Origin of the sequence: Trichocoleus sp. DQ-A2 (assembly GCF_039961915.1) — a bacterium.
GTDB lineage: Bacteria > Cyanobacteriota > Cyanobacteriia > Cyanobacteriales > FACHB-T130 > FACHB-T130.
Map to the genome: position 1 here is coordinate 231223 of NZ_JAMPKD010000007.1, position 24321 is coordinate 255543.

The following is a 24321-nucleotide window of genomic DNA, read 5'->3' on the forward strand; positions in this document are numbered from 1 at the left end:
TCGTCAATCAAAACTCTCAGAGGAGCGCTATCTGAATATTACGAGGATAAAAAAACCAGCGTTGGATTCTTAAGATCCAACGCTGGCTGAAAAACCATTTGTTAATGTTCTAGGTTTTTTTGCTTTTCAAATTCTGCTTACCGATAGAAACCACTAAGGAGCTAGCGCGTTACCCCGCAACAAGCTACCAATCGTTTTGGCAGTAATTTTCATCTGAATCAAGGGATTTGCCGGAACGACTGTTTTGTACAGGTAGCTATCGAAGGTAAGCTTCTGCACATCTTTGTCGGCGCACATTTCCACAAAGGCTTCGCGAGTGGCATCAGAGCGATAGAAGACAGTTTGCAGAATGTCCAGCACCTTGTAGGTGATGCCGTATTTCTTATCCCAACGCTTCAGGTACAGCTTCAGGTCGGCTTCTGTGGGGATGCGGGTGCCACCGTTGGAGGTTTCGACAATGGTTTCTGCACACATCCGCGCCGACTTAGCGGCAAAGTAAATTCCCTCTCCAGAAGACTTCGTAACCGTTCCGGCGGCGTCTCCCACTAGAGCAACGCGACCGACAACGCGGCGGGGTCTGGGATGCTCTGGAATTGGGTGAGCTTCTACTTTGATGATTTCGCCGCCTGCGAGTTTTCTAGCGGCACGCTTGCGGATGCCTGCTTGCAGATTTTTGATGTCGGCTTTGTTCACCTTCATGGTGCCGGTGCCGACGGCGACGTGGTCGTATTTGGGGAATACCCAGGCGTAGAAATCGGTGGAAACATCGTTCCCGACGTACATTTCTGCCAGGTCGTTGTAATAAGCCATTTTGTCTTCTGGCAGGCGAATGCGCTCTTGGAAGGCGATCGCATAATTGTAATCCCCGGCGTCAATTGCCTTCGCAACGCGGGAATTCGCCCCATCTGCCCCAATCACCAGATCGACTTTCAGGGTTTTCATCTCCCCTTCAGCGCTACCGTTCGAGTGATCGGCGTAGTGCAAGGTGTAAGGGTCAGTATTGCCCGTGGGAATATCGAGTTTATAAACAGTGCCGTTAATTAAATTTGCACCCAATTTAGCTGCGCGATCGCGTAGGTATCCATCCAATACCTCGCGGCGACACATACCGATATATTCATGTTCTTTTTCAATGTTGATATCTACCTCAATGTTGGAAGGTGAGATCATCTTCATTTTTCTAACCCGCCGGTCAATAATCTCAGGCGGTAGGTCAAACTCGCTCACCATGCATAGCGGAATTGCCCCGCCACAAGGCTTTGCGTTGTCTAGCTTGCGCTCAAACAGGTAAGTCTCAATTCCAGCTTTTGCTAGCGTTTCGGCAGCAGAGGAACCCGCCGGACCCGATCCCACAACAGCAACCCGTAGTACCAAAGCTATTCTCCCGATTCTCTTACGGCTACAAGGTGAGATGGTATCACGGACTTTTCGGTTGTCCCAGCAGGATCGTGCAGGTTGTGACTGAATTGCAACAGAGCTTAACACATTGAAAACTAAATCGCGGTTCCTGGGGTTGTAGCTACTCCCAATCACTCCAGAGATTTTTGCTCCAACTCTATGAATGCTCCTTCCCTCGATTCTGCAATTCGGCAAATCGCGATCGCTTCTATCGGCGGCTATCAGAGGCACATTTCACCCCGCAAAGGGTTTTCTTGCGCTCATCGATTGCTTTACAAGGGGGAATCTTGCTCGCAGTACGCCAAGCGCATGATTGCACAACAGGGTTTGGTAGCGGCGATCGCCACGGTGCGCCAACGATTCCGAGCTTGTAAAATCGCAAACCAAATTTTGCAAGCCAGGTATAGCAGTCAAGCTGATAGCGATCGCTCCAAGCGCGAACGCAGACATAGAAACTGGGGCTGCAATTGTGATGATTATGGTGCTGTAGATTGTGTCTCAGGTGTCTCAGAGCTGAGCTGTGAAGCGCTAGATTGTTTCTCGGAAATGGATTTTGCTTCCTTAGATTGTGGAGTCGCAGATTGTGGTTCTGGGATAGATTGTGGAGTCGCAGATTGCGGGAGTTGCGGAGGCTAAAACATTCATCCTTCTTTTTGTTACCCCCCGACTTCAACTTAATTTAAGAATGCTGTGAGGGAGAGCAGGCAAAATCTAACTGTTCTCATTTTGCCTGCGAGTTTTATTGACCCCAGGTTTCTAGCAAATCTCAATTAATGCAAATAGATTTTAGGTATGGTATATATGTACGTTAATCTCATCGATAAACTGGAGATTAGTTTATCCTGACTTTGATGGGTCAATAAAAACCCAGATAGGATAGCTTAAAAATATTTTTGTCTAGGGGTCGAAAGTAGTGGGCATTGTTGTTGAAAACGTCTCTAAAGAGTTCGGCAGTTTTAAAGCCGTTGACGAAGTCAACTTAGAAATTCAATCAGGCTCCCTGGTCGCGCTTTTAGGACCTTCGGGTTCTGGTAAATCTACACTGCTGCGACTGATCGCCGGTCTAGAAATGCCAGATAGCGGGAAAATCTGGTTGACTGGTCAAGATGCTACTCATCAGAGCGTTCAAGACCGCAACATCGGGTTTGTATTCCAACACTATGCTCTATTTAAACACCTCACCGTCCGCAAAAATATTGCCTTTGGCTTAGAGATTCAAAAAACTCCCAAAGGCAAAGTAAAGGCGCGGGTAGAAGAATTGCTGGAGTTAGTGCAACTAAGCGGACTAGGCGATCGCTACCCTTCCCAACTCTCCGGCGGTCAGCGACAACGAGTTGCCTTAGCCAGAGCGCTAGCAGTTCAACCCCAAGTATTGCTGCTAGATGAACCCTTTGGAGCCTTAGACGCCAAAGTGCGTAAGGATTTGCGGGCTTGGTTGCGACGCCTGCACGATGAAGTCCACGTCACCACCGTGTTCGTCACCCACGACCAAGAAGAAGCGATGGAAGTTTCCGATGAAATTGTGGTGATGAACAAAGGCAGAGTCGAACAAATCGGCACACCCGCTCAGATTTACGATCACCCAACGACGCCGTTTGTCATGAGTTTCATCGGCCCGGTGAATGTGTTGCCCAGCACTTCCCGCATTTTCGAGGCAAACGGGTTTGATTCGACCCAAGCAGAGATTTTCCTGCGTCCCCATGATGTCGTCGTAGACACGAACCCCAACGGCAGCTCCGTACCGGCACGAGTAAACCGCTTGATTCATCTCGGCTGGGAAATTCAGGCAGAATTAATCTTAGACGATGGTCAGGTCGTCACGGCACATATCACGCGAGAGCGGTTCGACCAGTTAGAGCTAGAGCCGCAACAGCGAGTATTCGTCAAACCAAAGGATGCGAAATCTTTCCCGCTGTATTTTTCGATCTAGCACTTTTTCGATCTAGCACTTCCGGCGTCAACACTCAGCTTTCAGTTTAATCGGCTTTAATGAGATATCTAAGTCGATTTGAAAGAGCGCATAGTTAATTTATGAAGTGGGGACGCCTGTCTATTCATCGGTGGCGGTTCATCGGACAATTCTTTTGTCTGTTTTGTCTTTGTTGTTTTCTCGCGATCAGCTGTGGGAAGCGACCGGCGTCTGATTCAGCGACTTCTCCCAGTCCTGGTGGTGCCAATTCGGGTCGGATTACCATCGGTACCACCCAGAAGCCACGGACGATGGACCCGGCAGATAATTACGAGCTAGCAGCCGTCTACTTGCTCTATAACCTGAGCGATCGCCTGTATACCTACGAATTGGGAAGCACCCAACTCAAGCCGCAACTGGCGACGGCAATGCCGAAAGTGAGTCCAGACGGGTTAACTTACACCATTCCTGTGCGTCAGGGCGTCGTCTTCCATGATGGCACTCCTTTTAACGCCAAAGCGATGGAATTTTCCCTGCAACGCTTTATCGAAAATAAAGGAAAGCCGTCATTTCTTCTCGGCGATGCGGTGGACTCAGTGAAGGCAACTGGCGACTATGAGTTAACGATTAAGCTGAAAAAGCAGTTTGCTGCTTTTCCCGCCCTGCTGGCATTTTCCGGTGCCGCTGCGGTTTCACCGAAAGCTTATGAAATTGGCGCTGGAAAGTTCAAGCCAAACACATTTGTGGGTACTGGCCCTTACAAGTTGGCTCAGTTTAGCAGTGAGTCGCAGCGATTGGATGTTTTTGACCAATACTGGGGCGAGAAACCAGTAAATAAAGGAATTGACGTGCAAGTGCTGAGTAATTCAGCCAACTTGTTTAACGCATTTCGCACGGGAGGCGTGGATGTCGCCTACCTATCCCTCGATCCCGACCAGATTGCCAGCTTGAAAGATGGGGCGACCAAAGGGAGCTGGCAAGCGATCGAGTCTCAGGGGAGTGCTGCTAGCTTTCTGGTGCTGAACACCAAGAGTAAGCCGCTAGATAACCCAGTCGTGCGCGGTGCGATCGCATCCATCGTCAACCGACCTTTGGTGAATGAGCGATCGCTCAAAAATCAAGCCGAACCTCTCTACAGCATGGTGCCCACTACCTTTGATGTCTACAAGCCAGTATTTAAAGACCAATACGGGGACGGCAATACCGAAAAAGCAAAACAACTGTTGCAGCAAGCGGGATACTCTCCTACCAATCCCTTGAAGCTGCAAATTTGGTATCCCTCGACTTCACCGACTCGCCGACTCGCTGCCAGTACCCTCAAAGCAGTGGCAGATCAAGAACTGGGAGGAACGCTGCAATTTGAAGTCAATACTGTAGACTCCGCCACCTTCTTTAAAAGCGTCTCCCAAGGTCTTTATCAGACCGTCTTGCTGGATTGGTATCCAGACTTTCTCGACCCTGACAACTATGTTCAGCCATTTCTGGAGTGTCCGAAAGGATCGGTGGCAAACGGCTGTGAAGACGGCGCAAGCCAGAATCAGGGTTCCTTTTATTACAGCGATCGCATGAACCAGCTGATTGCCCAAGAACGAAAAGAGCAAAACCCCGAAGCCCGCAAGAAGATTTTTGCGGATATTCAAGACCTACTGGCGAAAGACGTACCTTACGTTCCACTCTGGCAAAGTAAAGACTTCGCCTTTACCCAAAAAGGTGTCAGCGGTCTCCGCATCAACCCCACCCAGGATTTCGCCTTCTGGACAATTAAAAAGTAGCGATCGCTTAGTTTTACAATTCCCTTTTAAACGCAGAGGAACACAAAGGGAAGCGCTTTCGTTACGCAGAGTTAAACCTCTGCGTAACGAAAGCGGCGCGACAGCGCTACCTTTGCGTAAACCTCTGCGAACCTTTGTGTTAAAACAGTAATGTCACGCTCCAAAGCCCTACAGTCTTACATTTTCGTCCGCCTTCTCCTAGCACCCTTGATGCTATGGATCATCATCACCCTAGTGTTTTTGCTCCTCCGTGCCACCCCAGGCGACCCGGTGGATGCAGTTTTAGGCGGTCGCGCCCCAGAAAGCGTCAAAGAGCAATATCGTCAACAGTTGGGGCTATCAGATCCCTTGCCGTTGCAATATATTCGCTATCTGGGTTCTTTACTCAGTTTGAACTTGGGGACTTCGCTGACCAGTCAGGGTCAAGATGTTTGGGGTGAGATTCAGAAATACTTTCCCGCGACAGTAGAATTGGCAGTATTTAGTATGGCGATCGCTTTCCTAGTCGGCGTTGGCGTTGGCATCCTTTCCGCCACCCGCCCTGGCACGGCTTTAGACGCGAGCGGTCGTTTGTTTGGCATCATCACCTACTCGCTCCCGATATTCTGGGTAGGGATGATTCTACAGTTGATTTTCTCGGTTCAGCTAGGCTGGTTCCCGTTAGGATCGCGCTTTCCCCTAACTACAGCACCCCCGCCACTCATCACGGGTCTTTATACGATTGATAGTCTCCTGAGCGGTAACTTTGAGCATTTTTTCACCGCATTGCATTATCTCGCCCTCCCCAGCTTGACCCTCGGAATCCTCCTTAGCGGGATTTTCGAGCGGATTGTCAGGGTGAACTTGAAGCAAACCCTTAAGGCGGATTATGTAGAAGCTGCTAGAGCCAGAGGCATTCCAGAATCGCGGATTCTCTTTGCCCACGCCCTAAAAAATGCCATGATTCCAGTGATTACCGTCCTGGGGCTGACTTTAGCCGCATTGCTTGGCGGCGCAGTTTTAACAGAAGTTACCTTCTCTTGGCCTGGTTTAGGAAATCGACTTTATGAAGCAATTTCTTTACGAGATTACCCTACCGTGCAGGGAATCATGGTATTTTTTGCGTCGATTGTTGTAGTTGCTAGCATTTTGATTGATATTATCAATGCTTACATCGACCCTCGAATTCGGTACTAAAACTGGCAACTCAGACAAAAAGAATGGCTAAATTAATCGCTTTGGGTTGATAAGGGGAAATTAATTCAGCCATCTTGATTGGCTGCTGCCCTTGTTGCCAAAAACTCAGCACTATTAGGAACTTTATGGTGCTTCGGCTGCGGTATTGAGCGAGCGACAACCTTCACCTGTTGCAACGATTAGGTGAAGTATGGTGACGCAGAAGTGATGGAAGTGGTTGAAAACCCGGTTCTTTAAGAAACCGGGTTTCTGATATGCAGCCTAATTTTAGGTTGATTAACGGACAGGAACGGTGTTTGAGAAGGTGGGAACTACGCGATCGCACTGAGAGCCAAATGCCAGTTAATGAGATATCCAGCAAATTTCCCGATGAAGTAGGGAAAGGAAGCAGCCAATAATCTATTTAGATTTCCGGCTGCATAATGCGTAGAATTCGGCTGCTTGCTTTAGCTACCATCAGCTTTGTTGCGACTCTAGTAGGCTCCTTCTTTGACCCGGTAACATTCCTGCACCGCCTTCTCGCAATAGCGCTCAGCACCGTTTTTACCCTCAATATGGGTATTAGCAGTACCCATACCGATACCTCCTCTGTTGCCGTTGCTGCTGACTCACCTGCCATTCAAACTGCATTCAACAATAAGCTGAATCAATTGGCTTCTGAGTCGCAACAACCGCAAATCCTAGCAAGCCAACCCAGCCCTTTTGAGAAAACCGCCCCGACAAATTACTGTGGTTCTGGCACCATCACCAAACCCACCAGAGGAATCGATACAGACACAAGAGTGTATTCCGTTTTCTATGACTTCAGCCGAGGTCAAGAGTCAGTGAATTCTGCCGCTTGTGGTCGGGAATATTGGATTCCAGCCGAGCAAAGCAATCCTTATTACGGACTTGTATTTGTTTATTGGGTAGATGGATACAAAAATCGCGTTTCTTCTACTCGTTATGTGGAAACGAACAACGGGAAACTCATTGTTTGGGATGGTAATCCAGTCAATCCTCTACTGAGAAGAATCTTAACGCGGCAAGATGGAAACCAAGCCCTTTCTCATGCGATCGCGCGGATTCTGAATTGGAGGCAGCTAAGGCGCATTCAGACTGCCTCTATCCCCCAAACCCTTATAAATAACCAGAACCAACCTCCTACAGCAGCCCAAACCGCCTCTACTCCTGCCTCCCCAAACCCTCAAACCAGCAAAACAGCAACTCAAAACTACTGCGGCTCTGGGATGCTAACTCAACCCGGTAAAGGAGTTGATAAGGATGGTCGCCTGTACTATGTTTTCCATCACTTCAATCGAGTTCCAGAGAAAGTGAATCCTGCCGCCTGCGGTCGGGAGTATTGGATTCCAGTTGAACGCAGTAATCCTAACTACGGTCTTGTATTTGCTTATTTGGTGGATGGTCAAAAAAATCGCGTTTCTTCAATCCGTTATGTGGAAACCCGCAAACGGCAGCTGATCGTTTGGAATGGGAATGCAAACTCTCAACTCCGGAGAACCACGAGGCAGCGAAACGGAACCCAAGTGATTTTTCAAAATTGGTTCCGGATGGTTCTGAGTCAGAAAAAGCTGATGGGTCAAGGTCAGACCATCTATACTCCTCCGACAACTGCTCAGACACCCGCAACTCCTCCCCTAACCCCCGCAACGCCTCAACCCGTACCCAACACTCCCCAAACCAGTAATCCATTGCTAATTGGTTTTGGTGGCGACACTAGCAACGTAGAAGGAACTTGGATGCACAGCCTTGACGTTGCCAAAGAAGTCGGTTTACCCAAACCGAAAGCTGCATCGCTTGGGGTGGAGGTGGGATGGCAACCCATCTGGTTTGGTTGTGTCGCCGGTCAGAAAACTTGCGCCACGACAGACCGGATGTTTAAAGAAGGGGTTGTCCCCGTCTTTATCGTTAACTTGATTACCCACGATGTCCAAAGTAAAAAAACTTGGGCTGAAATTGAAGCCAGAAAGAGTTGGTACTTCTCGGAGTTAGATCGCCTCGCGAAAGATGTACTCTCTAAAACCCAAGGGACGGTGTATGTATCGCTGGAACCGGAGCATAATCTGGTAGGAACGCTCCGCGATCCCGTCAATGCCAATTATGGGTGGGATGCCAGTATTCCGCAGAAGTTCGGGCAGTTAATGGCTGAAGCTGCCCAAAGATTACGTACCTCAGCGAATTCGGTTCCGGGACTGAATTTGAAAGTGGGTTTGGCTTTCGGTGACTTCAATGCCTCCCCCACGGGTCTGCAAAACTATTTACCTGATTTGAAGGCGGCTGCACCGGGAGTCGATTTCTTTGGGTTTCAAGTAACCCAAGGCCCCTGGCGGAATGACGGAAACGGATGCCAACGCTTAACCCCCGATCAAGCGAAGCTTTATGATATGCCCGACCGAGTAATTGCGATCGCCCAATTCATCCAAACCCAACTGCAAAAGCCGTCTCTGATCGATTACTTTTTCCTGATGGCTGATGCTGGCACCGATTGGGACGAGGGAGGCGCGAAAGTTTACCAGGAATTACAACAGCGCTCCTTAGAACTGCAAAACGCTGGATTGATTGGCTTGTTGCACTTTACCCTCATTGATACGCCACAATCTGCTCCAAACTCGTACTGGTGTGACGGTGAGAAAAATCGGGGTATTATCAAGCCCGCAGCCCAACTTTCTAATTTCAGTTACAAGCGCCCTCTTCAGCTAAAAAAGATGGGCAAGGCACTGGGAGATTGGATTGACGCTCAAAGCTAAACGAGTGCATTTCGCCCAGTCACGATCCTTTCTGGTGGGGCAGATAGAATGCTCTGCGTGTTTGTGCGATCGCCAACTCTCTTGATAATCCAAGGTTTTCTTTAGAAAGAATTTAGAATCCTTGCGTATAATCTGTACAGGAATCTTTGGATTCCGATAAAGGTTCTTATAGAAACTTTAAAATACTGTAGCAATAATTTAGTAGTGATGCCCCGGATACTCGTCATCGACGACGACGCTGCGATCGCAGAATTAGTTACCATCAATCTGGAAATGGCTGGATACGATGTCAGCCAAGCACCAGATGGCATTAAAGGTCAGGCACTGGCTTTGCAACTGCAACCAGACCTGATTATGCTTGACCTAATGCTGCCCAATGTGGACGGTTTCACCGTCTGCCAGCGGTTGCGGCGGGATGAACGCACTGCCGATATTCCGGTGTTAATGTTGACAGCACTGGGTCAGACTCAAGATAAGGTAGAAGGCTTTAATGCCGGAGCCGATGATTACCTGACCAAGCCGTTTGAACTCGAAGAAATGCTGGCACGGGTCAGAGCCTTGCTGCGACGAACAGACCGTATTCCCCAAGCCGCCAAACACTCGGAAATCTTGCACTATGGCTCTTTAACCTTAGTCCCAGAACGCTTTGAGGCTATTTGGTTCAATCAGACAGTGAAGTTAACGCATCTGGAGTTTGAATTACTGCACTGCTTACTCCAGCGTCATGGTCAAACCGTTTCTCCTAGTGAAATCCTGCGGGAAGTTTGGGGCTACGATCCCGACGATGACATTGAAACGATTCGGGTGCATATTCGGCACTTGAGAACGAAGCTAGAACCCGATCCCCGCCACCCGCGCTATATTAAGACCGTCTATGGTGCGGGCTACTGTCTGGAGTTGCCGACTGAAGAGCAAGTTAGCACAGACGCAAGCTGATTGATTGTTGATTTGCCTGTGTTGTGTTCATCAAGATGTGTTCATCAACAGCCCTTTCTTCCTAGGTGGGGAAGGTCTGCTTGAAGAAAATGGAACGGTTCTAAGCTTCCCGGAGAAAGCAAAAAAACCGACCTTGGCAAGCAGGGAGTGCCAAGCATAAGGGAGTGTTAAGCCACCCGATGGGGCTGTATAGATAGAGGAATTGGGCAATGCGCCCCTAAAAGAGATTCCTCTTCTACCTTCTGGATCGGAATTTCGATAATAAACTCTGTTCCCTTTCCCGGTGTTGACACGCACTCGAGTTGACCCCCGTGACGTTCAACCACAACTTGGTAGCTAATGGACAAGCCCAAGCCAGTCCCTTTTCCCACGGCTTTCGTCGTAAAGAAGGGGTCAAAAATTTGTTTCTGAATTGCTTCGGGAATGCCAGGGCCATTATCCGCAATCCTGATGACAACAGAGGCAGGATTGGGACTTAGGGATGTAGGGCTTTGCCCTTCTCGAAGGGTGGGATGAGGATTGGCATTGAATTCATCCTTTATCCTGATTCCTTCATCCTTCAAAGAGGTGCGAATGGTAATCTGGCTGGGGTTGGCTTTGAGATCCTCCGGCGTCAGCGATGCTCCTCCTGCGGAGACTTGCTGGGCATTGTATTCTTCTAAAGCATCAATTGCATTACTGAGGAGATTCATAAACACTTGGTTGAGTTGCCCAGCGTAACAATCTACTTTGGGCAAATCGCCGTATTCTTTAATAATCTGAATTTTGGGATGGGAGCTGTCTTCTTTCAACCGATGCTGCAAAATCAACAGCGTGTTATCTATGCCCTCATGAATATCAACCGCCTTCTTCTGGGATTCATCCAGGCGGGAGAAATTCCGCAGCGACAAGACCAAATCGCGGATGCGGTCGGCTCCCATTTTCATGGAAGTCAGTAGTTTGGGAAAATCTTCCACCAAGAAATCTAAATCGATATCCTGATTTGCAACTTGAATTTCGGTAGGGGGTTTGGGAAAGTGCTTTTGATAGAGATTTAACAGGTTCAGCAGGTCATGAGCATACTGATTCGCATGGTCGAGATTGCCGTAGATGAAGGAGACTGGATTATTAATTTCATGGGCAACACCTGCAACCAACTGCCCTAAACTGGACATCTTTTCGCTCTGAATTAGCTGAGATTGGGTTTGTCCCAATTCTCCCAAGGTTCGTTTTAGTTGGGTTGTTTGTTCTTTTAGCTGCGCTTCTGATTTCAGCCAAGCGATTTCTGCCTGTTTGCGTTCGACCAGTTCGGCGTTTAGCTGTTGGAAGAGAGTGGATTGCTTAATTGCGATCGCTAGCTGCACGCTCAGCTGTTTGAGCAATTCTACTTCTGATTCTTGCCATTTTCGGGGTTCTCGACAGTGATGGGCAATCAGCAACCCCCATAAATTTTCCCCTTGCAGAATCGGAACTACCAAGTTAGCTCTCACCTGAAACTGGGCAAGTAAATCAATATGGCATTGTTGGATACCAGCAGTATAGATATTGTCAATCGCTCGAACCCGACCTTGCTGGTATGGCGAGACGTAGCTTTTCCCAAAGCAAGGATCTTGGATGCTGGTTCCTAAAATAGGCGTCCAATCCTCACCGACCGACTCTACAACCACAACTCCGTTCCGATCTGGATCGAAGCGGTAAATGAGTACCCGGTCAGTAGAGAGAAAATGGCGCACTTCTGCCACAGTTGTATTGAGAACTTCTTCTAAATCTAGAGACTGACGGATGCGCTTAGCGATCGCTCCGACCAGCCGTTCTCTCAAAAATTGCTGTCGCGACGCTTCCTCTGCTTGCTTGCGTTCGGTAATATCCATCACCGTTCCCATCATCCGCACGCACTTCCCCGTATTGTCGCGCACAACGGCACCCCGTGACGCCACCCAGCCAATTCCATCAGGACGAATTACGCGATACTCCATCTTTAAGTCTTTCCCGACTTCTACGATGCTCGCAATCTCAAGTCCCACGCGGTAGCAATCTTCAGGATGAATGCATTGGAGATAAGCCTCGTAGGTGCCAGTAAAGGAACCAGGAGCCAGACCAAAAATCCCTTCCACCTCTTCAGACCAAGTCACCCGATTGGTTCCCAGATCCCAGTCCCAAACCCCCATACTTGCCGCACCCAGAGCCAGCCGCAGCCGCGTTTCCCCTTCGCACTGCGCCTCTTGGGCGGCTTTACGCTCGGTAATATCCGTCTGGACGCCAATAAATTGCGTCACCCGACCCTCGTCGTCATACACCGGCGAAATACTCAGGTCATTCCAGAAAGGCGTCCCATCTTTGCGATAGTTCTTGAGAACAACCTGGCATTCTTTCCCCGTCCGCACGGCTTGACGAATTTGCTCAATTGCGGCTGGATCTGTATCATTTCCTTGCAAAAATCGGCAGTTTCGTCCCAAAACTTCGGCGGTCGAATACCCGGTTATTTTTTCAAAGGCAGGATTGCAATAGATAATTGGATTATTTGGCAGACTGGCGTCGCTAATGACGATGCCACAGCTGGTTGCTGCCATCGCTCGGTCATACAGCCTTAGTGTCCCCGTGTCCCCTTGGTGCCCCGTGAGGTCTTGGAACTCCCCACATCTAGCTTGCTGGCTTGCCATCAGAATTTAAGAACCGAACGTTAACAGCCTTTCTTCAAGATAAATCAATATTAAAAATAACTTAAATATTCCCGAAGATAGATCCCCCGCTTTTCTATCATAAATAAAGCATTTTTGCCAAGATAATATCTAAAATTAAGTCTCATCAAAACAAAGCAAAATCGGGAATTTCCCAGAATCGAGAAATTGCCACAAAAGCCTAGCAGTCGGTAAAAAATTTACAGCCAGTATTAATTTTTAAAGGAAGAATACAAAGTGATTCGCTCCAAGACGTAGCCTTCCAATTTAGAGGCTCGATGGGCTGCCGTATGTTGTGCCAAAGCGCGAGTCCAAGCGCGATCGCCGATTGCAATTCTCTCAGCTTCCGGAGTTTCTTGAAGATCCTGTAAAGTATCGGCAGGCGACTCGGCAATCAGAATTTCTTTACCCATTTCAAAAATTGTTTCCAACCCCTACCAATAATCACTAATCATTGGAGTTCCACATGCAGATGCTTCAAATAAACGCACGCTGGGAGAATAACCCGATTGAACCATATCAGTCCGTGTAATATTAAGAGTGAACAGTTGGAAAGGGTAAAACTAGCGGTGTCGAGCAGGTGGCAAATGCTCGATTTGCTCAACATTTTTGGGCAAGTTAATATTATTCGGATACTGTGGCCCTGCCACCACAAAGCGACCTTCTTGCTACTGATGAGCTGGAAGCAACAGATTGTCCAGGCTAGGCTGTCAGTCGCCCCGTGTAAGTTTCCCTATCGTCAAGATGCCAAAATTGAGGAAACTGTTCCTGATATCGCAATCCTAAATGATTTGTGAAGGCGAGCTCCCCGACTTCTTACGGAAGTCGGGATCTGAACCCCTGGAATCTCACAAGAAGTGCTATAGAACCTTACAAATTGATGAAATTTGGGTTTTAGGAAGGAATGATGTCAGTAGTTAAAGGAAGTTTTAATAAAAATTTTCAAAGCATTTGAAAGATTTCTTTGGCAGCGCGATCGCAAACTCCCACTTCTCCCAAGGAGGAGCGCATTTCTTGATAATCTGCAACAGTTTGCTGGCGACGTTCGGGATTGAGTAAGAGTTCTAAAGCTTCTTGGACAATGTTTTCTGGCGTAGCTTGATCTTGCAGCAATTCTGGCACAATCGACCGCATCATTACCAAGTTGGCTGGCGACATGAAGGGAATCGAGAATTTTAGAATATTACGGGCAATCCAATAGGTAAAGCGACTAACGCGGTAGAGAACCACCTGCGGCACGTTTAAAAGGGCAAGTTCCAGATTTACAGTCCCCGACTTAGCGATCGCTAAATCAGCCGCCGCCAGAACTTCCTGGCTTTTACCAGCAACCAGAGTCGCATTTAAACCATAACGCCCAATCGCCGCTTCAATTTGGAGCCGATAAGCTTCTAGAGACAAAGGAATCCAGAAATGAACTTGAGGCAGTTTGTTTTGGATCGCTTTCGCCGCCTCAAACATCACCGGCATCAGATACTTGAGTTCTTGAGGACGGGAGGCAGGAAGAAGCGCGATCGCAATTTGTTCTGACTCTATCTCTAAGATTCTTCGCGCCGCTTCTCGGCTGGGAGCCTTTTGCATCCGATCCACCAAGGGATGCCCGACCCAGGCAGCCGATGCCCCCCGTTTTTGGAAATATTGCGCTTCCTCTGGGAAAATCGCCAACACTTGGTCGCTAATCTCGATGATTCGAGTGGTGTCGCGCTTAAAGGGCGACCAAACCCATACCTGCGGCGTGATGTAGTACGCGACTGGCACCTGCGGCATCTGTCGCTGAAGATAAGTGCCAACGCCAATATTTGGGCCTAAGTAGTCAATTAGCACCACCAGATCCGGTGGGTTCTCTCGGAGGTACTGTTTGGCTCGACGCTGGACTTGTAAGGTCGGTAACACATAAGGGAGAGATTCAAAAAGCCCCACCGAACCAATCCCGCTGGTATTGCTCAAGAGAGTCGCACCCGCCGCCGCCATGCGATCGCCCCCCAAGGCAACAATCTCTAATTCCAAGCCAGTTGCCTGTGCTTGTCGATAAAGTGCCTCAATCAGTAGTGCCCCTTGCAGATCCCCTGAAACTTCGCCTGTGCTGATAAATATACGCATTAATTTGGCAATCGGTAATGGGTAATTGGGAATGACCGTTTTGAGTCATCAGTCAAAATAAATTTCTTTAATTCAACACTCAAAACTTAAAATTCAAAACTGTTTTCCCAATTACTCTTCATCCTTATTCTTCGCTCTTTTCCCTGGAATCGGACCGCGTCGCCCTGGCGCTTGAGAAAGTTGCAGGAACCGGCGCAGGTGTTGCAAATATTCGTTATCTGGGAGCAGATCCAGTTGTTCTAGGGATTGATTCAGGGGTAATCCAGAACGATAGAGAATCCGAAAAGCTTTTTTGAGAATTCCCAACTCAGCGGCAGATAAACCAGCGCGTTTGAGTCCCACTAAGTTGAGACTGCGTACCCGCGATGGATTTCCCTCGACAAGCAGATAAGGAGGCACATCGCGGTCAATACGACTCATCCCGCCCACCATCGCGCCTCGCCCGATGTGGACAAATTGATGAATCCCTAGGACGCCACCAATCACCGCCCGCGAATCAATCTGGACGTGCCCAGCGAGCGACACCGCATTGGAAATAATCACTTTATCTGCGATCGCGCAATTATGAGCAACGTGGACATAAGCCATCAACAAATTGCCATTGCCAATTACCGTCGCTTCACCCTCGCCAGTTGCGCGGTTAATTGTGACGTACTCTCGAATTCGATTGCTATCACCAATTTTTACCCAGGTTTTAGCCCCATCATACTTGAGGTCTTGGGGTTCTAAGCCAATCGCTGCCCCCGGAAAAATGTGATTTTGTGCACCAATTTCCGTTGGTCCCTCGATTACAACATGAGCGCCAATCGTGGTTTCAGCACCAATTTTTACTTGTTCTCCAATCACCGCATAAGGCCCAACTTGCACGCTGGGGTGTAGTTGAGCATCAGGGTGAATTATCGCGGTGGGATGAATCATATACAGGACTGTTAGCGCTCTTCGGCGCGATCGCGCGGACTGTTAGCGAAGCACGGACTGAGTAAACAAAAGTGACAAGTCACAAATCAAAACTGAGGAATGAGGAATAAAGTTAGCGTTAGGAGTTATGAGTCAGAATTTAATCATCAGCTTCTTCAACTAATGTGCCATCAAACTTCTTTTCTCAAACCTGTTTTTTAGCCTGCGAATAGAGTAGGGCTAAGCAAACACTCCTCAGTCCTCATGACTGTTTTAGTCAACGATGGAAAACATCAGTTCGCCTTCTGTAGCCAATTGACCATCGACTTCGGCACGGGCGTGCATCTTTCCAAAACGACGCCGTTTGACACACAGCAGTTCCACGGTCATGACTAGCTGATCTCCCGGTACTACGGGGCGACGGAAGCGGACTTTATCAATGCCAGCAAACATAAATAAGCCGCTTTCAATATCTGGGAGTTGGGTCAATACGATCCCGCCCACTTGAGCCATTGCTTCCACAATTAATACCCCAGGCATAATCGGACGACCGGGGAAATGCCCTTGAAAATGGGGTTCGTTAAAGGTGACATTTTTGATGCCCACAGCCCTTTCTCCGGGCACGTACTCGATAATCCGATCCACCAATGCAAAAGGATACCGATGGGGCAGCAATTTTTGAATGTCTTCGATCGTCAGGATGGTTTTGGCAGCAGACTGGCTGTTTTGTGCTGTTTCTTCCCCGACATTCTTGGCTTGGGGCGTCGCAGTCTCAGCATCGGGTGTATTGACTTCAATCAGTGTGGACATGGGCTGTATGACAGGGATTAGAGGCTAGGGGCTAGAGTTGCGATCGCGCAGCCACTTTACACAGGCTCACTCAGGGCGACTCGCAACTTTTTGGAGTAACTGCTGGGTGAGTTGGATATGCAGGTGATGGCTGGCTTTGTAGGCGAGGATATGAGCTTGCGGGAAATATCCCAGTAAACTTAAATCTCCTACTAAATCTAAAAGTTTATGACGCACTGGCTCATTTGAAAATCTTAAGGGAGGATTAAGCCATTCTTGTGAATCGCAAACCAGGGCATTTTCTAAACTTCCGCCTTTGATTAAACCTGCGGCTTGTAACTGCTCAATTTGGTGCGCCAGACCAAACGTGCGGGCGGGTGCGATCGCGTCTGCAAAATTTTCTTGCCTCGGCGTCCAGCTGTGCCACTGATTGCCAATCGCTACTGAGTCGAAGTCAATTCCGTAGGAAAAGCGCAATTCTGGCGCTGGTAGGGCGGCGACAAAAGCATCGCCTTGATAGACCCAGACGGGCTTTTCTATCTTAAAAGTTGAATCGGGAATTAATTCATCGTTCTCGACCACGCCCGCTTGCGCGATCGCTTCCGCCCAAATCAGGGCTGAGCCATCCAGCAGGGGCACTTCCGGGCCATCAATCTCAATTCGAGCGTTATCGACACCGCTGCCTGCTAAAGCGGCTAGCAGGTGTTCCACAGTCCGGACTCGCGCTTCTCTACTGCTGGCAAGTTCGGTGGAGAGAGTCGTCTGACTGACTGCCTCCACCCGCGCTGGAATCACGGGTGCCCCAGTCAGGTCAACTCTCACAAAGTAACGTCCCTCTCCAGCCGCCGCGGGTAGCACTCGGACATGGGTAGGGACGCCGCTATGTAGACCGACGCCAGATTGTTCAAAAGAGCCTTTTAGCGTGTGTTGTTTCATAATTAAAAATTAAAAATTAAAAACTAAAAATTGAAGAAATTCTCCTAATTTTTAATTTTTAATTTTACATTTTTAATTTTTAGAATCTCTCCCCAATTCCAAAGTGGAGGCGGCTGTCCCCTTCGTTATTAAAACCATAGTCGATGCGAATCGGGCCGAGGGGAGATTGCACGCGGACCCCAAGACCATAACCAAAGCCGCTTCCGGGCTTACCCCGCACCCCAGCCGGATCTCCGGGTACGGTGCTACCAGTCCCGAAATCGGTTGCGGCATCGACAAACAAAGCACCGCCCACAATCGAGAAAATCGGGAAGCGATACTCTGCGGTCGCTTGGATAAAGCTGCGACCGCTGCCGACATCTCCTTCCTCAAAACCCCGCACCGAGTTACTACCGCCTAGAGAGAAAGCTTCATAGGGAGGTAAATCGCCGAGGACGGTTCCGGCTTGAACGTTGAAGGCGAGCGCTTGTGGCCCTGGGGAGAAGTTCGTATATCTGACAGGAAGATAGTAGCTATAGCTACCGCGCAGACGGTTAAACAGAATCCCTCCCACACCTACGGGGAGAGACTGTTCAACGCCTAGGCGCAGTAGAGATCCAGAGGTCGGAATTACGGCGCTGTTACGGCGATCGCGCACAACCCCAAATTGCAGGGTCAACAAGTCGTCTTTCCCTTCCCCACTAAAGCTCAGGTCGTTGCCTAGCTCATCCTTCGGGCTAATGTCGCCGTCGGAATTTCGGATCGAAACCCGTTGATACTGCAAGCCCAGACTCGCTCTCCATTCCGGATCTGCAAAAACATCTCGGGAAAGCGGACGGGTAAAGGTGACGCCACCCCCCAATCGCAGGACGCGGGGTCTGTCTCCATCGGGTAATTCCACCTCTGTGTCACCGCCATCAAAAATCAGCGAAATGGATCGGCGTCTGAACCCATTGACGGTGTAGGAAGTCCGGTAAGGATCGCCAGCAATCCAGGGATCTGTAAAGTTGACATCAAATAGCAGTTCTCGCTGACCGACCTGCAACTCTGCCCCCAGCTTCTGGTTATTGCCCCCCAGATTTTGCTCTTGATAGCTAATGGTGCCGAATAATCCACTGGCGGAACTAATCCCAGCACCCGCCGCCACTGAGCCGGTGTTCTTCTCAATCACGTCCACGACCACCACCACTTTGCGCGGATCTTGCCCCGGTCTGAATGAGAGTCGCACATCTTCAAAGATGCCTAAGCGAAAGACTCGGCGCAGATCCCTTTCCGCTTTCGTCCGGTTAAAGACTTCTCCAGAATTCAGTTCGATTTCTCGCGTGATGATGAAATCGCGGGTGCGACCCCGGATGGGTTGACCCTCATCATTTGCGGGTTGTCCGTCTTTGTCGAGAAAGCGGACTTCAATATCCTCAATCAGTCCTTCTGCTACCTCTAGACGTACCGTACCATCCTCAGCAATCTGGGGTGCAGCAACTACTTGTGCCAAGTCATAGCCGTTTTCTTTGTACCACTGGTTTATTTTTTTAATGCCTTCTTGCAGTTCGCGGATGTTGAGGGTGCGACCATACTGAGGCGCGAAGGCGTCATCGATTACCTTTTGGGGGAGTGCCCGCTGATTTTGGTCGGCAGGGACGGGGACAACGACCACCTGACGTAAAACTGGGTTAGGTTCTACTACAAAGACGACACGGACACCCAGCGGGGTATCCTGTGGCTCTACTCTGGCGTTGCTGAAAAAACCTGTGGCGTAGATGGCATTCACATCTTCCTGTAACTGGCTCCGGGTCGCCGTTTGTCCGGGTCGGGTGCGAATTGCCTCATAAACTTCGTTTTCGAGATCCCCTTCTACGCCAGTAACAACGACTTCACCCACTAGCACTCTGGCTTCTGGCTGGTCAGTAGGCGCAGGTTGTACCGTTTCAGGCGTTGTCGCAGGTTGTCCACCTTCAGGGGTTGGTACAGGTTGTTCGCGTGGCTCTGGCAACTCAAGATTCGGCTCACCAGTCGTCCCTGGCGTGAGATCGAATTCAATGGTATCCGGCGTTTCTTGTTGCGGTGTTGATTCTTCGCCGGGGCGCGGAACCACTGGCTCTGTTTCCGGCGTGGGAGAGGATGGAGATTGGGTTGTGGGAGTTTGGCTGAGTACGGATGAGGGGGATTTTGCCCCTACAGGCTCTTTTGTTGTTGGAACGCTCATGGTGTTAACCACCACGTTATTGGCGGGTGGCGCTTCCCGACGACTGCTACTGGCGACCTCTACGCGCTCCGGTTTAACTGGGACGTTAACTGGAGCGGGTGCGGTGGTGGAGCGTGTAACAATCTCAGTGAGGCTGGGCGACGGTCTAAGCGCTCTCCCAGGCGGTGTCGTCTCTGGGGCACTCACAGCATTGACGACTACGTTATTGGTTGGTTGAGATTCTGGGCGATCGCGTCCTGCGTCAGCCTGGGTCTGCTCAATATAATCGCCATACCAAGCTGTTCTCTCTGAGGTATCCGACGAAGAATTTGTCGTTTGCCCTCTGGCAGGAAATGCTACACAGCAGGCAGATGAGGCAGCCAAAATCGTCAATAAAAAGGGAGATAAGCGCATTCTTTTACTCGTTTTCGACACTTCCACACACATTGAAAATAGAGACAAAAGTAAAAAAGCAAAAAGCCAAAGAAAGAATTTTTTCTGCTTTTACTTTTTACGATTTACTTGTTCGAGAACTCTTTTTAGCACTTGCTGGTAGGCATCTTCCACCTGCCCCAAATCCCGACGGAACCGATCTTTATCTAGCACTCGCCGGTCGGGATCGTCTTCAGACTCATCCCAAAGACGGCAGGTATCGGGGCTGATTTCGTCTCCCAGTCGTATCTCGCTATGCCGGTCAACGCCAAACTCCAACTTGAAATCCACTAGGGTAATCCGGCATTGGTGAAAAAAGTCTCTGAGGATTTCGTTAATCCGCAAGGCGCTACTTTGTAATTGGTCAAGCTGTTCTGGTGTCGCTAATTTCAATAACATCAAGCGATCGCGTGTTAACAAAGGATCTCCGAGATCGTCATTTTTAAAATAAAATTCCACCAGCGGATTGGGCAGGACGGTACCTACGGGCAACCCTGTTTGTTGACACAGACTTCCCGCAGCAATGTTCCTGACCACCACTTCTAGGGGCAGAATCTTTAACGCTTGGACGCGCATTTGGTTGGGTGCCGGACAGTCAATGAAGTGGGTTGGGATGCCCGATGCTTCCAAAACCTGGAACAAATAAGCGGCAATGGTGCAGTTAATTTCACCTTTGCCGATAATCTGACCGCGCTTTTTGGCATTAAAGGCGGTAGCGTCGTCTTTGAAGTGAGCCAGCAGAATGTCCGGATCGTCCGTGGTATAGAGAATTTTGGCTTTGCCTTCGTAAAGGTTGGTTGATTGGGCGGACATGGAGAGTCGTTATTTGTATTAATGGATCGTCGGCAGCAGCACAGAAGATTTTAATGCCTTAGGAGCCGAATGGCGTCAACATCTGGGCATCTGCGAGTAACTGGCATAATCTTTGATTAAGATAAGGTTAAATTTTGATTAATTTGTAATTAAAATAAGCGCAGCCCTTTGTGCAAAGATCACAATAGTGGTCAAGACTCGAACAAAACACCCGGTAAATCCTGATTCCAACAGCGGGCGATCGCAAGAAAGTTCTACCGACTCCAAGGTGGATCGGGCAACGGTCGGAATACCTCCCTGTTTCTGTTACTAGCTTTTCCAGCTTGGGCAAAAAACAGGATTAACGATTGGTTCGTTTCTCAAGCCAGTAGGTTGAGTAGTTTATCCCAAGGAGGTAATCTATGGCAGACCGCTCTGATTTTCTGTATCCTCGTAGTCGTTACTACGGTCAAGTCAAGCCAGAAAACCTGGTTTTTAACGCAAATTTGCAGGAATTTGCTCAACGGGTGAATTTCATCTGCAACCTGGAAACTGGGGGGAAAATTTCATCCTCCGAAGCCTACGAACAAATTAAGAGTCTCTGGAAGCAGTTGAAAAAAACCAAAAAGCAACTCGCCATCGGTGAGAACCCTTTCCAGAGTGGAGAGGATAATCCGGAAAGGTGAGGTGCAAAAGGGCAGCGTCTAGAGAATTTACACCAATTCGCGAATAGCGATTAACCTCATTTGCTGGTCATCGTGTGGACTCCGTCCCAGGCATCTGAAGGCGGTTGCCGAAGGTAGTTCTTACACCGTTCCAAGTGGACGGTGACTGCCTGATCGGTGGGTCGTAGGCTGTAGGCGTCCTCAAAGTAGGCGATCGCTTTCTGGAAGCTTCTTCCCGTGTAGGCTGTACGCCCAAGATGATAGAGATCGAGAAACTTCTTCGTGGAGTCGTCGAGATGCTGTCGATGGTCGCCGATCAACTCGTAAATACTAACGGCGGTATTTTTGCCCTTGACGCGGATTTTGTCTAACTCTCGCACCAAGATGCGATCGCGGCACAAGTTGTAGGTAAACTCGCTCAAGATAATATCGCAGCCGTACTCCTTGGTGACGCTTTCCAGGCGAGAACTCAAGTTCACCCCATCCCCAATCACCGTGTAGTCCATCCGTTTGTGGGAACCAATGTTGCCGGAAACGACTTCTCCAGAACTTAGTCCAATGCCAATATGAATTTGCGGCTGGTTTCCAAATAAACGGCGACGGTTAAACTCTGCCAACCGGCGGCGCATATCCAACGCCGACTGAACCGCCATCCAAGCATGATTTTCTGCCAAAGGCAGGGGCGCACCAAACACCGCCATCAAGGCATCGCCAATGAATTTATCTAAGGTGCCTTCGTGGTTAAAGACTGCCTCTACCATCGTTTCAAAATACTGATTCAACAGCGAAACCACTTCCGACGCCCCTAAATTTTCCGTCAGAGTGGTGTAGCCCCGGATGTCAGAAAATAAAATTGTCACCTCCTTGCGTTCGCTCATCATCAGCGCTTTATCGCCCAGTGCCATGACTTGCTCTGCCACTCTAGGCGTCATGTAGCGATACAAGGTAGATTTCATCCGTTTTTCGTGGCTGATGTCTTCCAAGACCACCAAGCCTCCTCTGACGCCTCCTTCCGGATTGGTAAGGGGATTAACGGTGAGATTCATACTCCGTTCAATTTCCTGGACTTGATCGGCACTCAAAATCTGATGACAACTGTGGGTGGCGACAGTGCCAGGACTGCATGATTCATTCCAGGGAATGAAGATGTTTGGATTGAGGCGATCGCGGATTGCCAGAATATGGACTCCAGTAGGTTCTCCCTCCGAGTGAGTCGCTTCCGAATTGAGAACTTCTGCTACCTGCTGACACTGGGCGCATTGTGCCTGCACGGACAATTCTGGCATTGCTCCTACGGCTGCTACTGACGGCTGGTGGTTCTTCTCTGCATACAATCCCACTGTCAGGGTTTGCTCCGGGACATATTGCTTGGCACCCGTCTTCAGACTATCCTGGAGGCGAAACTGGAGATGTTCGATGGGCACCACATCCCAAACGAAACGACCGATTAGTTTCTGCTCCCACAGATGCTTGTTGTTTTTACCCGTAGTTTCCCGAATCGGGCACCCCAGCAACTCCAGTGCAGCTTCGTTAATCGTGACAATCCGTCCCTGCATATCTGTAGAGATGACTGCATCTGAGAGACTTTGCAGGATATCTTTTTGATACTGCTTTTCCAACAACACATTCTCGAAGAGCTTGGCATTTTCCAGCGCAATTCCCGCCTGGATATTAAATGCCTGCATAAACTCTTCATCTGAACTCGTGAAGCTGCCGGGTTGCTTGTTAATTAACTGCGTAACGCCGATTAATTCCATTGATGAATTAAACACCGGCATACACAGGATATTGCGTGTCAAATAACCCGTCCGTTGGTCGGCGCTGGGATCGAAACGCGGATCTTTATAAGCATCCGGGATATTTAGCGGCTGACGAGTGGAGGCAACATAACCGGCAATTCCTTTGTTAGAAGGAATGCGAATCGGGATGATCTCCGTGCCATCTTTGTTGGCAACTTTCGTCCAGAGTTCTCCCGTTTCTTTGCTCAGCATAAATAGGGTGCTGCGATCCGCCTGCATCAGATCCCGCGCTTGCTCCATCACAAAGCGCAGAGTTGCTTCCAAGTCAAGACTTTGACCGAGATAGGTGGTTGCCCGCAACAGTGCCTCTGCCCCCCGCTGCTTGCGTGCCGCCATATAAAACGATTGGCAGCTTTCTAGGATAATGCCGATAGAGGCAGCAAAGTCGCGGAATCCCTGCTCATCCTCCTCGGTAAACGGCCCATCCCCAGCTTTATTTAATAGCTGAACGACCGCAACAATCTGGTTTTTGCTGCTATAAATCGGCATACAAAGCAGACTGCGGGTTCGGTAGCCCGGTCGCTCGTCAACTTCTTTGTTAAAGAGTGGGTGAGAGTAAGGGTCTGGAAGATTCAAAGATTCGCCGGTGCTGGCGACGTGACCGGCAACGCCAATATTAATGGGAATCCGGATTTGTTTGGTGGCTCTCCCAGTCTCCGTATCGGGAATTTTTGACCAAAGTTGATTTTTTTCTTCGTCTACTAAAAAAATAGTGGTAAGGTCTGCTTGCAGAATCTGACCCATTTTGAGGGTAAAGGCGTCCATGACCTGCTCCAGCATGGTTTCCAGGGCTTCGTTGTTGATCATGTCGATCGCCCGCAGAAACTGCTGGAACTCAGCGGTAATAAAGTCGAGTAAGCAGATAAATTCGCCGAATGACAGGTCTTTGACGCGCGAGGTCAGGGCGCTAGTACGATTGAGTTGCGTAAGCTGAGTTAACGTAGCCAGAACGCTGCCGGTATTAGAGAGTGTCATGGGGAGAAGCATTTGCAAGCTGTGGTTTTAGCTGTTAGCTGTTATTAGTATGCGATTCACACTTTTTTTTAGATTCAATTTAGTCAAAATACCCGTAAAAGCCTAAAATCGCGATTAATTCTGTAAAAACTAGCCGAAAAACGCAAATTTTCGCATCTTTTCGGGGAAAAGCGTCGTTCAATC

At 49.1% G+C, this 24321-nt stretch carries 18 protein-coding genes and 2 pseudogenes; 10 read left to right on the top strand and 10 right to left on the bottom strand.

The window, feature by feature from the left end:
- Positions 1 to 153 precede the first annotated feature (153 nt).
- A complete protein-coding gene (gene chlP / locus NC997_RS09270; protein WP_190412958.1) occupies positions 154 to 1374 on the bottom strand; it encodes a geranylgeranyl reductase in 1221 nt (406 codons plus the stop codon).
- A gap of 183 nt (positions 1375 to 1557) precedes the next feature.
- Between chlP and yidD the strand changes: the two genes are divergently transcribed.
- The 8 genes and pseudogenes from yidD to NC997_RS09310 all read left to right on the top strand — a co-directional run bounded on the left by yidD (position 1558) and on the right by NC997_RS09310 (position 9938).
- Positions 1558 to 2034, top strand: a complete 477-nt coding sequence (yidD, locus tag NC997_RS09275) for a membrane protein insertion efficiency factor YidD (protein WP_190527511.1) — start codon at positions 1558 to 1560, stop codon at positions 2032 to 2034.
- A 277-nt stretch (positions 2035 to 2311) separates the two neighbouring features.
- Positions 2312 to 3328 (top strand): TOBE-like domain-containing protein, encoded by a 1017-nt coding sequence (locus NC997_RS09280; RefSeq protein ID WP_190527513.1) that lies wholly within the window; start codon positions 2312 to 2314, stop codon positions 3326 to 3328.
- A gap of 101 nt (positions 3329 to 3429) precedes the next feature.
- The gene (locus NC997_RS09285; protein WP_190527515.1) at positions 3430 to 5079 is read left to right on the top strand and encodes an ABC transporter substrate-binding protein; all 1650 of its coding nucleotides are present in this window, start codon (positions 3430 to 3432) and stop codon (positions 5077 to 5079) included.
- A 150-nt stretch (positions 5080 to 5229) separates the two neighbouring features.
- Positions 5230 to 6255, top strand: a complete 1026-nt coding sequence (locus NC997_RS09290) for an ABC transporter permease (protein WP_190412954.1) — start codon at positions 5230 to 5232, stop codon at positions 6253 to 6255.
- A gap of 82 nt (positions 6256 to 6337) precedes the next feature.
- Positions 6338 to 6433, top strand: a pseudogene (locus NC997_RS09295) (DNA adenine methylase); the annotation flags it as partial.
- Positions 6434 to 6509: 76 nt separating this feature from the next.
- A complete protein-coding gene (locus NC997_RS09300; RefSeq protein ID WP_190527517.1) occupies positions 6510 to 6653 on the top strand; it encodes a hypothetical protein in 144 nt (47 codons plus the stop codon).
- Between the two features lie 24 nt (positions 6654 to 6677).
- Positions 6678 to 9002 carry a hypothetical protein gene (locus tag NC997_RS09305; protein ID WP_190527520.1) on the top strand — a complete coding sequence of 775 codons (2325 nt, stop codon included), beginning with the start codon at positions 6678 to 6680 and terminating at the stop codon, positions 9000 to 9002.
- Positions 9003 to 9209: 207 nt separating this feature from the next.
- Positions 9210 to 9938 (top strand): response regulator transcription factor, encoded by a 729-nt coding sequence (locus tag NC997_RS09310; RefSeq protein WP_190411733.1) that lies wholly within the window; start codon positions 9210 to 9212, stop codon positions 9936 to 9938.
- A 167-nt stretch (positions 9939 to 10105) separates the two neighbouring features.
- Here NC997_RS09310 and NC997_RS09315 read toward each other — a convergent pair whose 3' ends face one another.
- Both NC997_RS09315 and NC997_RS09320 read right to left on the bottom strand, forming a co-directional pair.
- Positions 10106 to 12577: a PAS domain-containing protein gene (locus tag NC997_RS09315; RefSeq protein ID WP_242031367.1), complete on the bottom strand. Its 2472-nt coding sequence runs from the start codon at positions 12575 to 12577 to the stop codon at positions 10106 to 10108.
- A gap of 230 nt (positions 12578 to 12807) precedes the next feature.
- Positions 12808 to 13113: pseudogene (locus tag NC997_RS09320) on the bottom strand (glycosyltransferase).
- Positions 13114 to 13182: 69 nt separating this feature from the next.
- On the opposite strand from NC997_RS09320, the gene NC997_RS09325 reads away from it, so the two are divergent.
- Positions 13183 to 13392 (top strand): hypothetical protein, encoded by a 210-nt coding sequence (locus NC997_RS09325; RefSeq protein ID WP_190527586.1) that lies wholly within the window; start codon positions 13183 to 13185, stop codon positions 13390 to 13392.
- Between the two features lie 145 nt (positions 13393 to 13537).
- Here the strand turns inward: NC997_RS09325 and lpxB are convergent, their stop codons facing one another.
- From lpxB to purC, 6 genes are all read right to left on the bottom strand, one after another.
- Entirely contained in the window at positions 13538 to 14692 is a 1155-nt protein-coding gene (lpxB, locus tag NC997_RS09330; RefSeq protein ID WP_190527522.1) for a lipid-A-disaccharide synthase, read from the bottom strand.
- Positions 14693 to 14803: 111 nt separating this feature from the next.
- Complete coding sequence (gene lpxA, locus NC997_RS09335) at positions 14804 to 15610, bottom strand: acyl-ACP--UDP-N-acetylglucosamine O-acyltransferase (RefSeq protein ID WP_190527525.1); 807 nt, start codon at positions 15608 to 15610, stop codon at positions 14804 to 14806.
- A gap of 252 nt (positions 15611 to 15862) precedes the next feature.
- Positions 15863 to 16399 carry a 3-hydroxyacyl-ACP dehydratase FabZ gene (gene fabZ / locus NC997_RS09340; RefSeq protein WP_190411736.1) on the bottom strand — a complete coding sequence of 179 codons (537 nt, stop codon included), beginning with the start codon at positions 16397 to 16399 and terminating at the stop codon, positions 15863 to 15865.
- Positions 16400 to 16465: 66 nt separating this feature from the next.
- Complete coding sequence (lpxC, locus tag NC997_RS09345; protein WP_190527527.1) at positions 16466 to 17314, bottom strand: UDP-3-O-acyl-N-acetylglucosamine deacetylase; 849 nt, start codon at positions 17312 to 17314, stop codon at positions 16466 to 16468.
- 79 nt (positions 17315 to 17393) lie between these two features.
- Positions 17394 to 19889, bottom strand: coding sequence for a BamA/TamA family outer membrane protein (locus NC997_RS09350; RefSeq protein WP_190527529.1), 2496 nt, complete (start codon positions 19887 to 19889; stop codon positions 17394 to 17396).
- A gap of 90 nt (positions 19890 to 19979) precedes the next feature.
- Entirely contained in the window at positions 19980 to 20720 is a 741-nt protein-coding gene (gene purC / locus NC997_RS09355) for a phosphoribosylaminoimidazolesuccinocarboxamide synthase (RefSeq protein ID WP_190527532.1), read from the bottom strand.
- Between the two features lie 401 nt (positions 20721 to 21121).
- On the opposite strand from purC, the gene NC997_RS09360 reads away from it, so the two are divergent.
- Positions 21122 to 21385: a hypothetical protein gene (locus NC997_RS09360; protein ID WP_190411740.1), complete on the top strand. Its 264-nt coding sequence runs from the start codon at positions 21122 to 21124 to the stop codon at positions 21383 to 21385.
- Between the two features lie 56 nt (positions 21386 to 21441).
- Here the strand turns inward: NC997_RS09360 and NC997_RS09365 are convergent, their stop codons facing one another.
- Positions 21442 to 24138: a GAF domain-containing protein gene (locus NC997_RS09365; RefSeq protein ID WP_190527534.1), complete on the bottom strand. Its 2697-nt coding sequence runs from the start codon at positions 24136 to 24138 to the stop codon at positions 21442 to 21444.
- Between the last annotated feature and the right edge of the window lie 183 nt (positions 24139 to 24321).

Bases quoted from the DNA above. Each gene is read 5' to 3' on its own strand.
- lpxC (WP_190527527.1), bottom strand. From the start codon at position 17,314: ATGAAACAACACACGCTAAAAGGCTCTTTTGAACAATCTGGCGTCGGT.
- fabZ (WP_190411736.1), bottom strand. From the start codon at position 16,399: ATGTCCACACTGATTGAAGTCAATACACCCGATGCTGAGACTGCGACG.
- NC997_RS09285 (WP_190527515.1), top strand. From the start codon at position 3,430: ATGAAGTGGGGACGCCTGTCTATTCATCGGTGGCGGTTCATCGGACAA.
- NC997_RS09350 (WP_190527529.1), bottom strand. From the start codon at position 19,889: ATGCGCTTATCTCCCTTTTTATTGACGATTTTGGCTGCCTCATCTGCC.
- NC997_RS09365 (WP_190527534.1), bottom strand. From the start codon at position 24,138: ATGACACTCTCTAATACCGGCAGCGTTCTGGCTACGTTAACTCAGCTT.
- yidD (WP_190527511.1), top strand. From the start codon at position 1,558: ATGAATGCTCCTTCCCTCGATTCTGCAATTCGGCAAATCGCGATCGCT.
- NC997_RS09290 (WP_190412954.1), top strand. From the start codon at position 5,230: ATGTCACGCTCCAAAGCCCTACAGTCTTACATTTTCGTCCGCCTTCTC.
- NC997_RS09360 (WP_190411740.1), top strand. From the start codon at position 21,122: ATGGCAGACCGCTCTGATTTTCTGTATCCTCGTAGTCGTTACTACGGT.
- lpxB (WP_190527522.1), bottom strand. From the start codon at position 14,692: ATGCGTATATTTATCAGCACAGGCGAAGTTTCAGGGGATCTGCAAGGG.
- purC (WP_190527532.1), bottom strand. From the start codon at position 20,720: ATGTCCGCCCAATCAACCAACCTTTACGAAGGCAAAGCCAAAATTCTC.
- lpxA (WP_190527525.1), bottom strand. From the start codon at position 15,610: ATGATTCATCCCACCGCGATAATTCACCCTGATGCTCAACTACACCCC.
- NC997_RS09305 (WP_190527520.1), top strand. From the start codon at position 6,678: ATGCGTAGAATTCGGCTGCTTGCTTTAGCTACCATCAGCTTTGTTGCG.
- NC997_RS09300 (WP_190527517.1), top strand. From the start codon at position 6,510: ATGCAGCCTAATTTTAGGTTGATTAACGGACAGGAACGGTGTTTGAGA.
- NC997_RS09310 (WP_190411733.1), top strand. From the start codon at position 9,210: ATGCCCCGGATACTCGTCATCGACGACGACGCTGCGATCGCAGAATTA.
- NC997_RS09325 (WP_190527586.1), top strand. From the start codon at position 13,183: ATGCTCGATTTGCTCAACATTTTTGGGCAAGTTAATATTATTCGGATA.
- NC997_RS09315 (WP_242031367.1), bottom strand. From the start codon at position 12,577: ATGGCAAGCCAGCAAGCTAGATGTGGGGAGTTCCAAGACCTCACGGGG.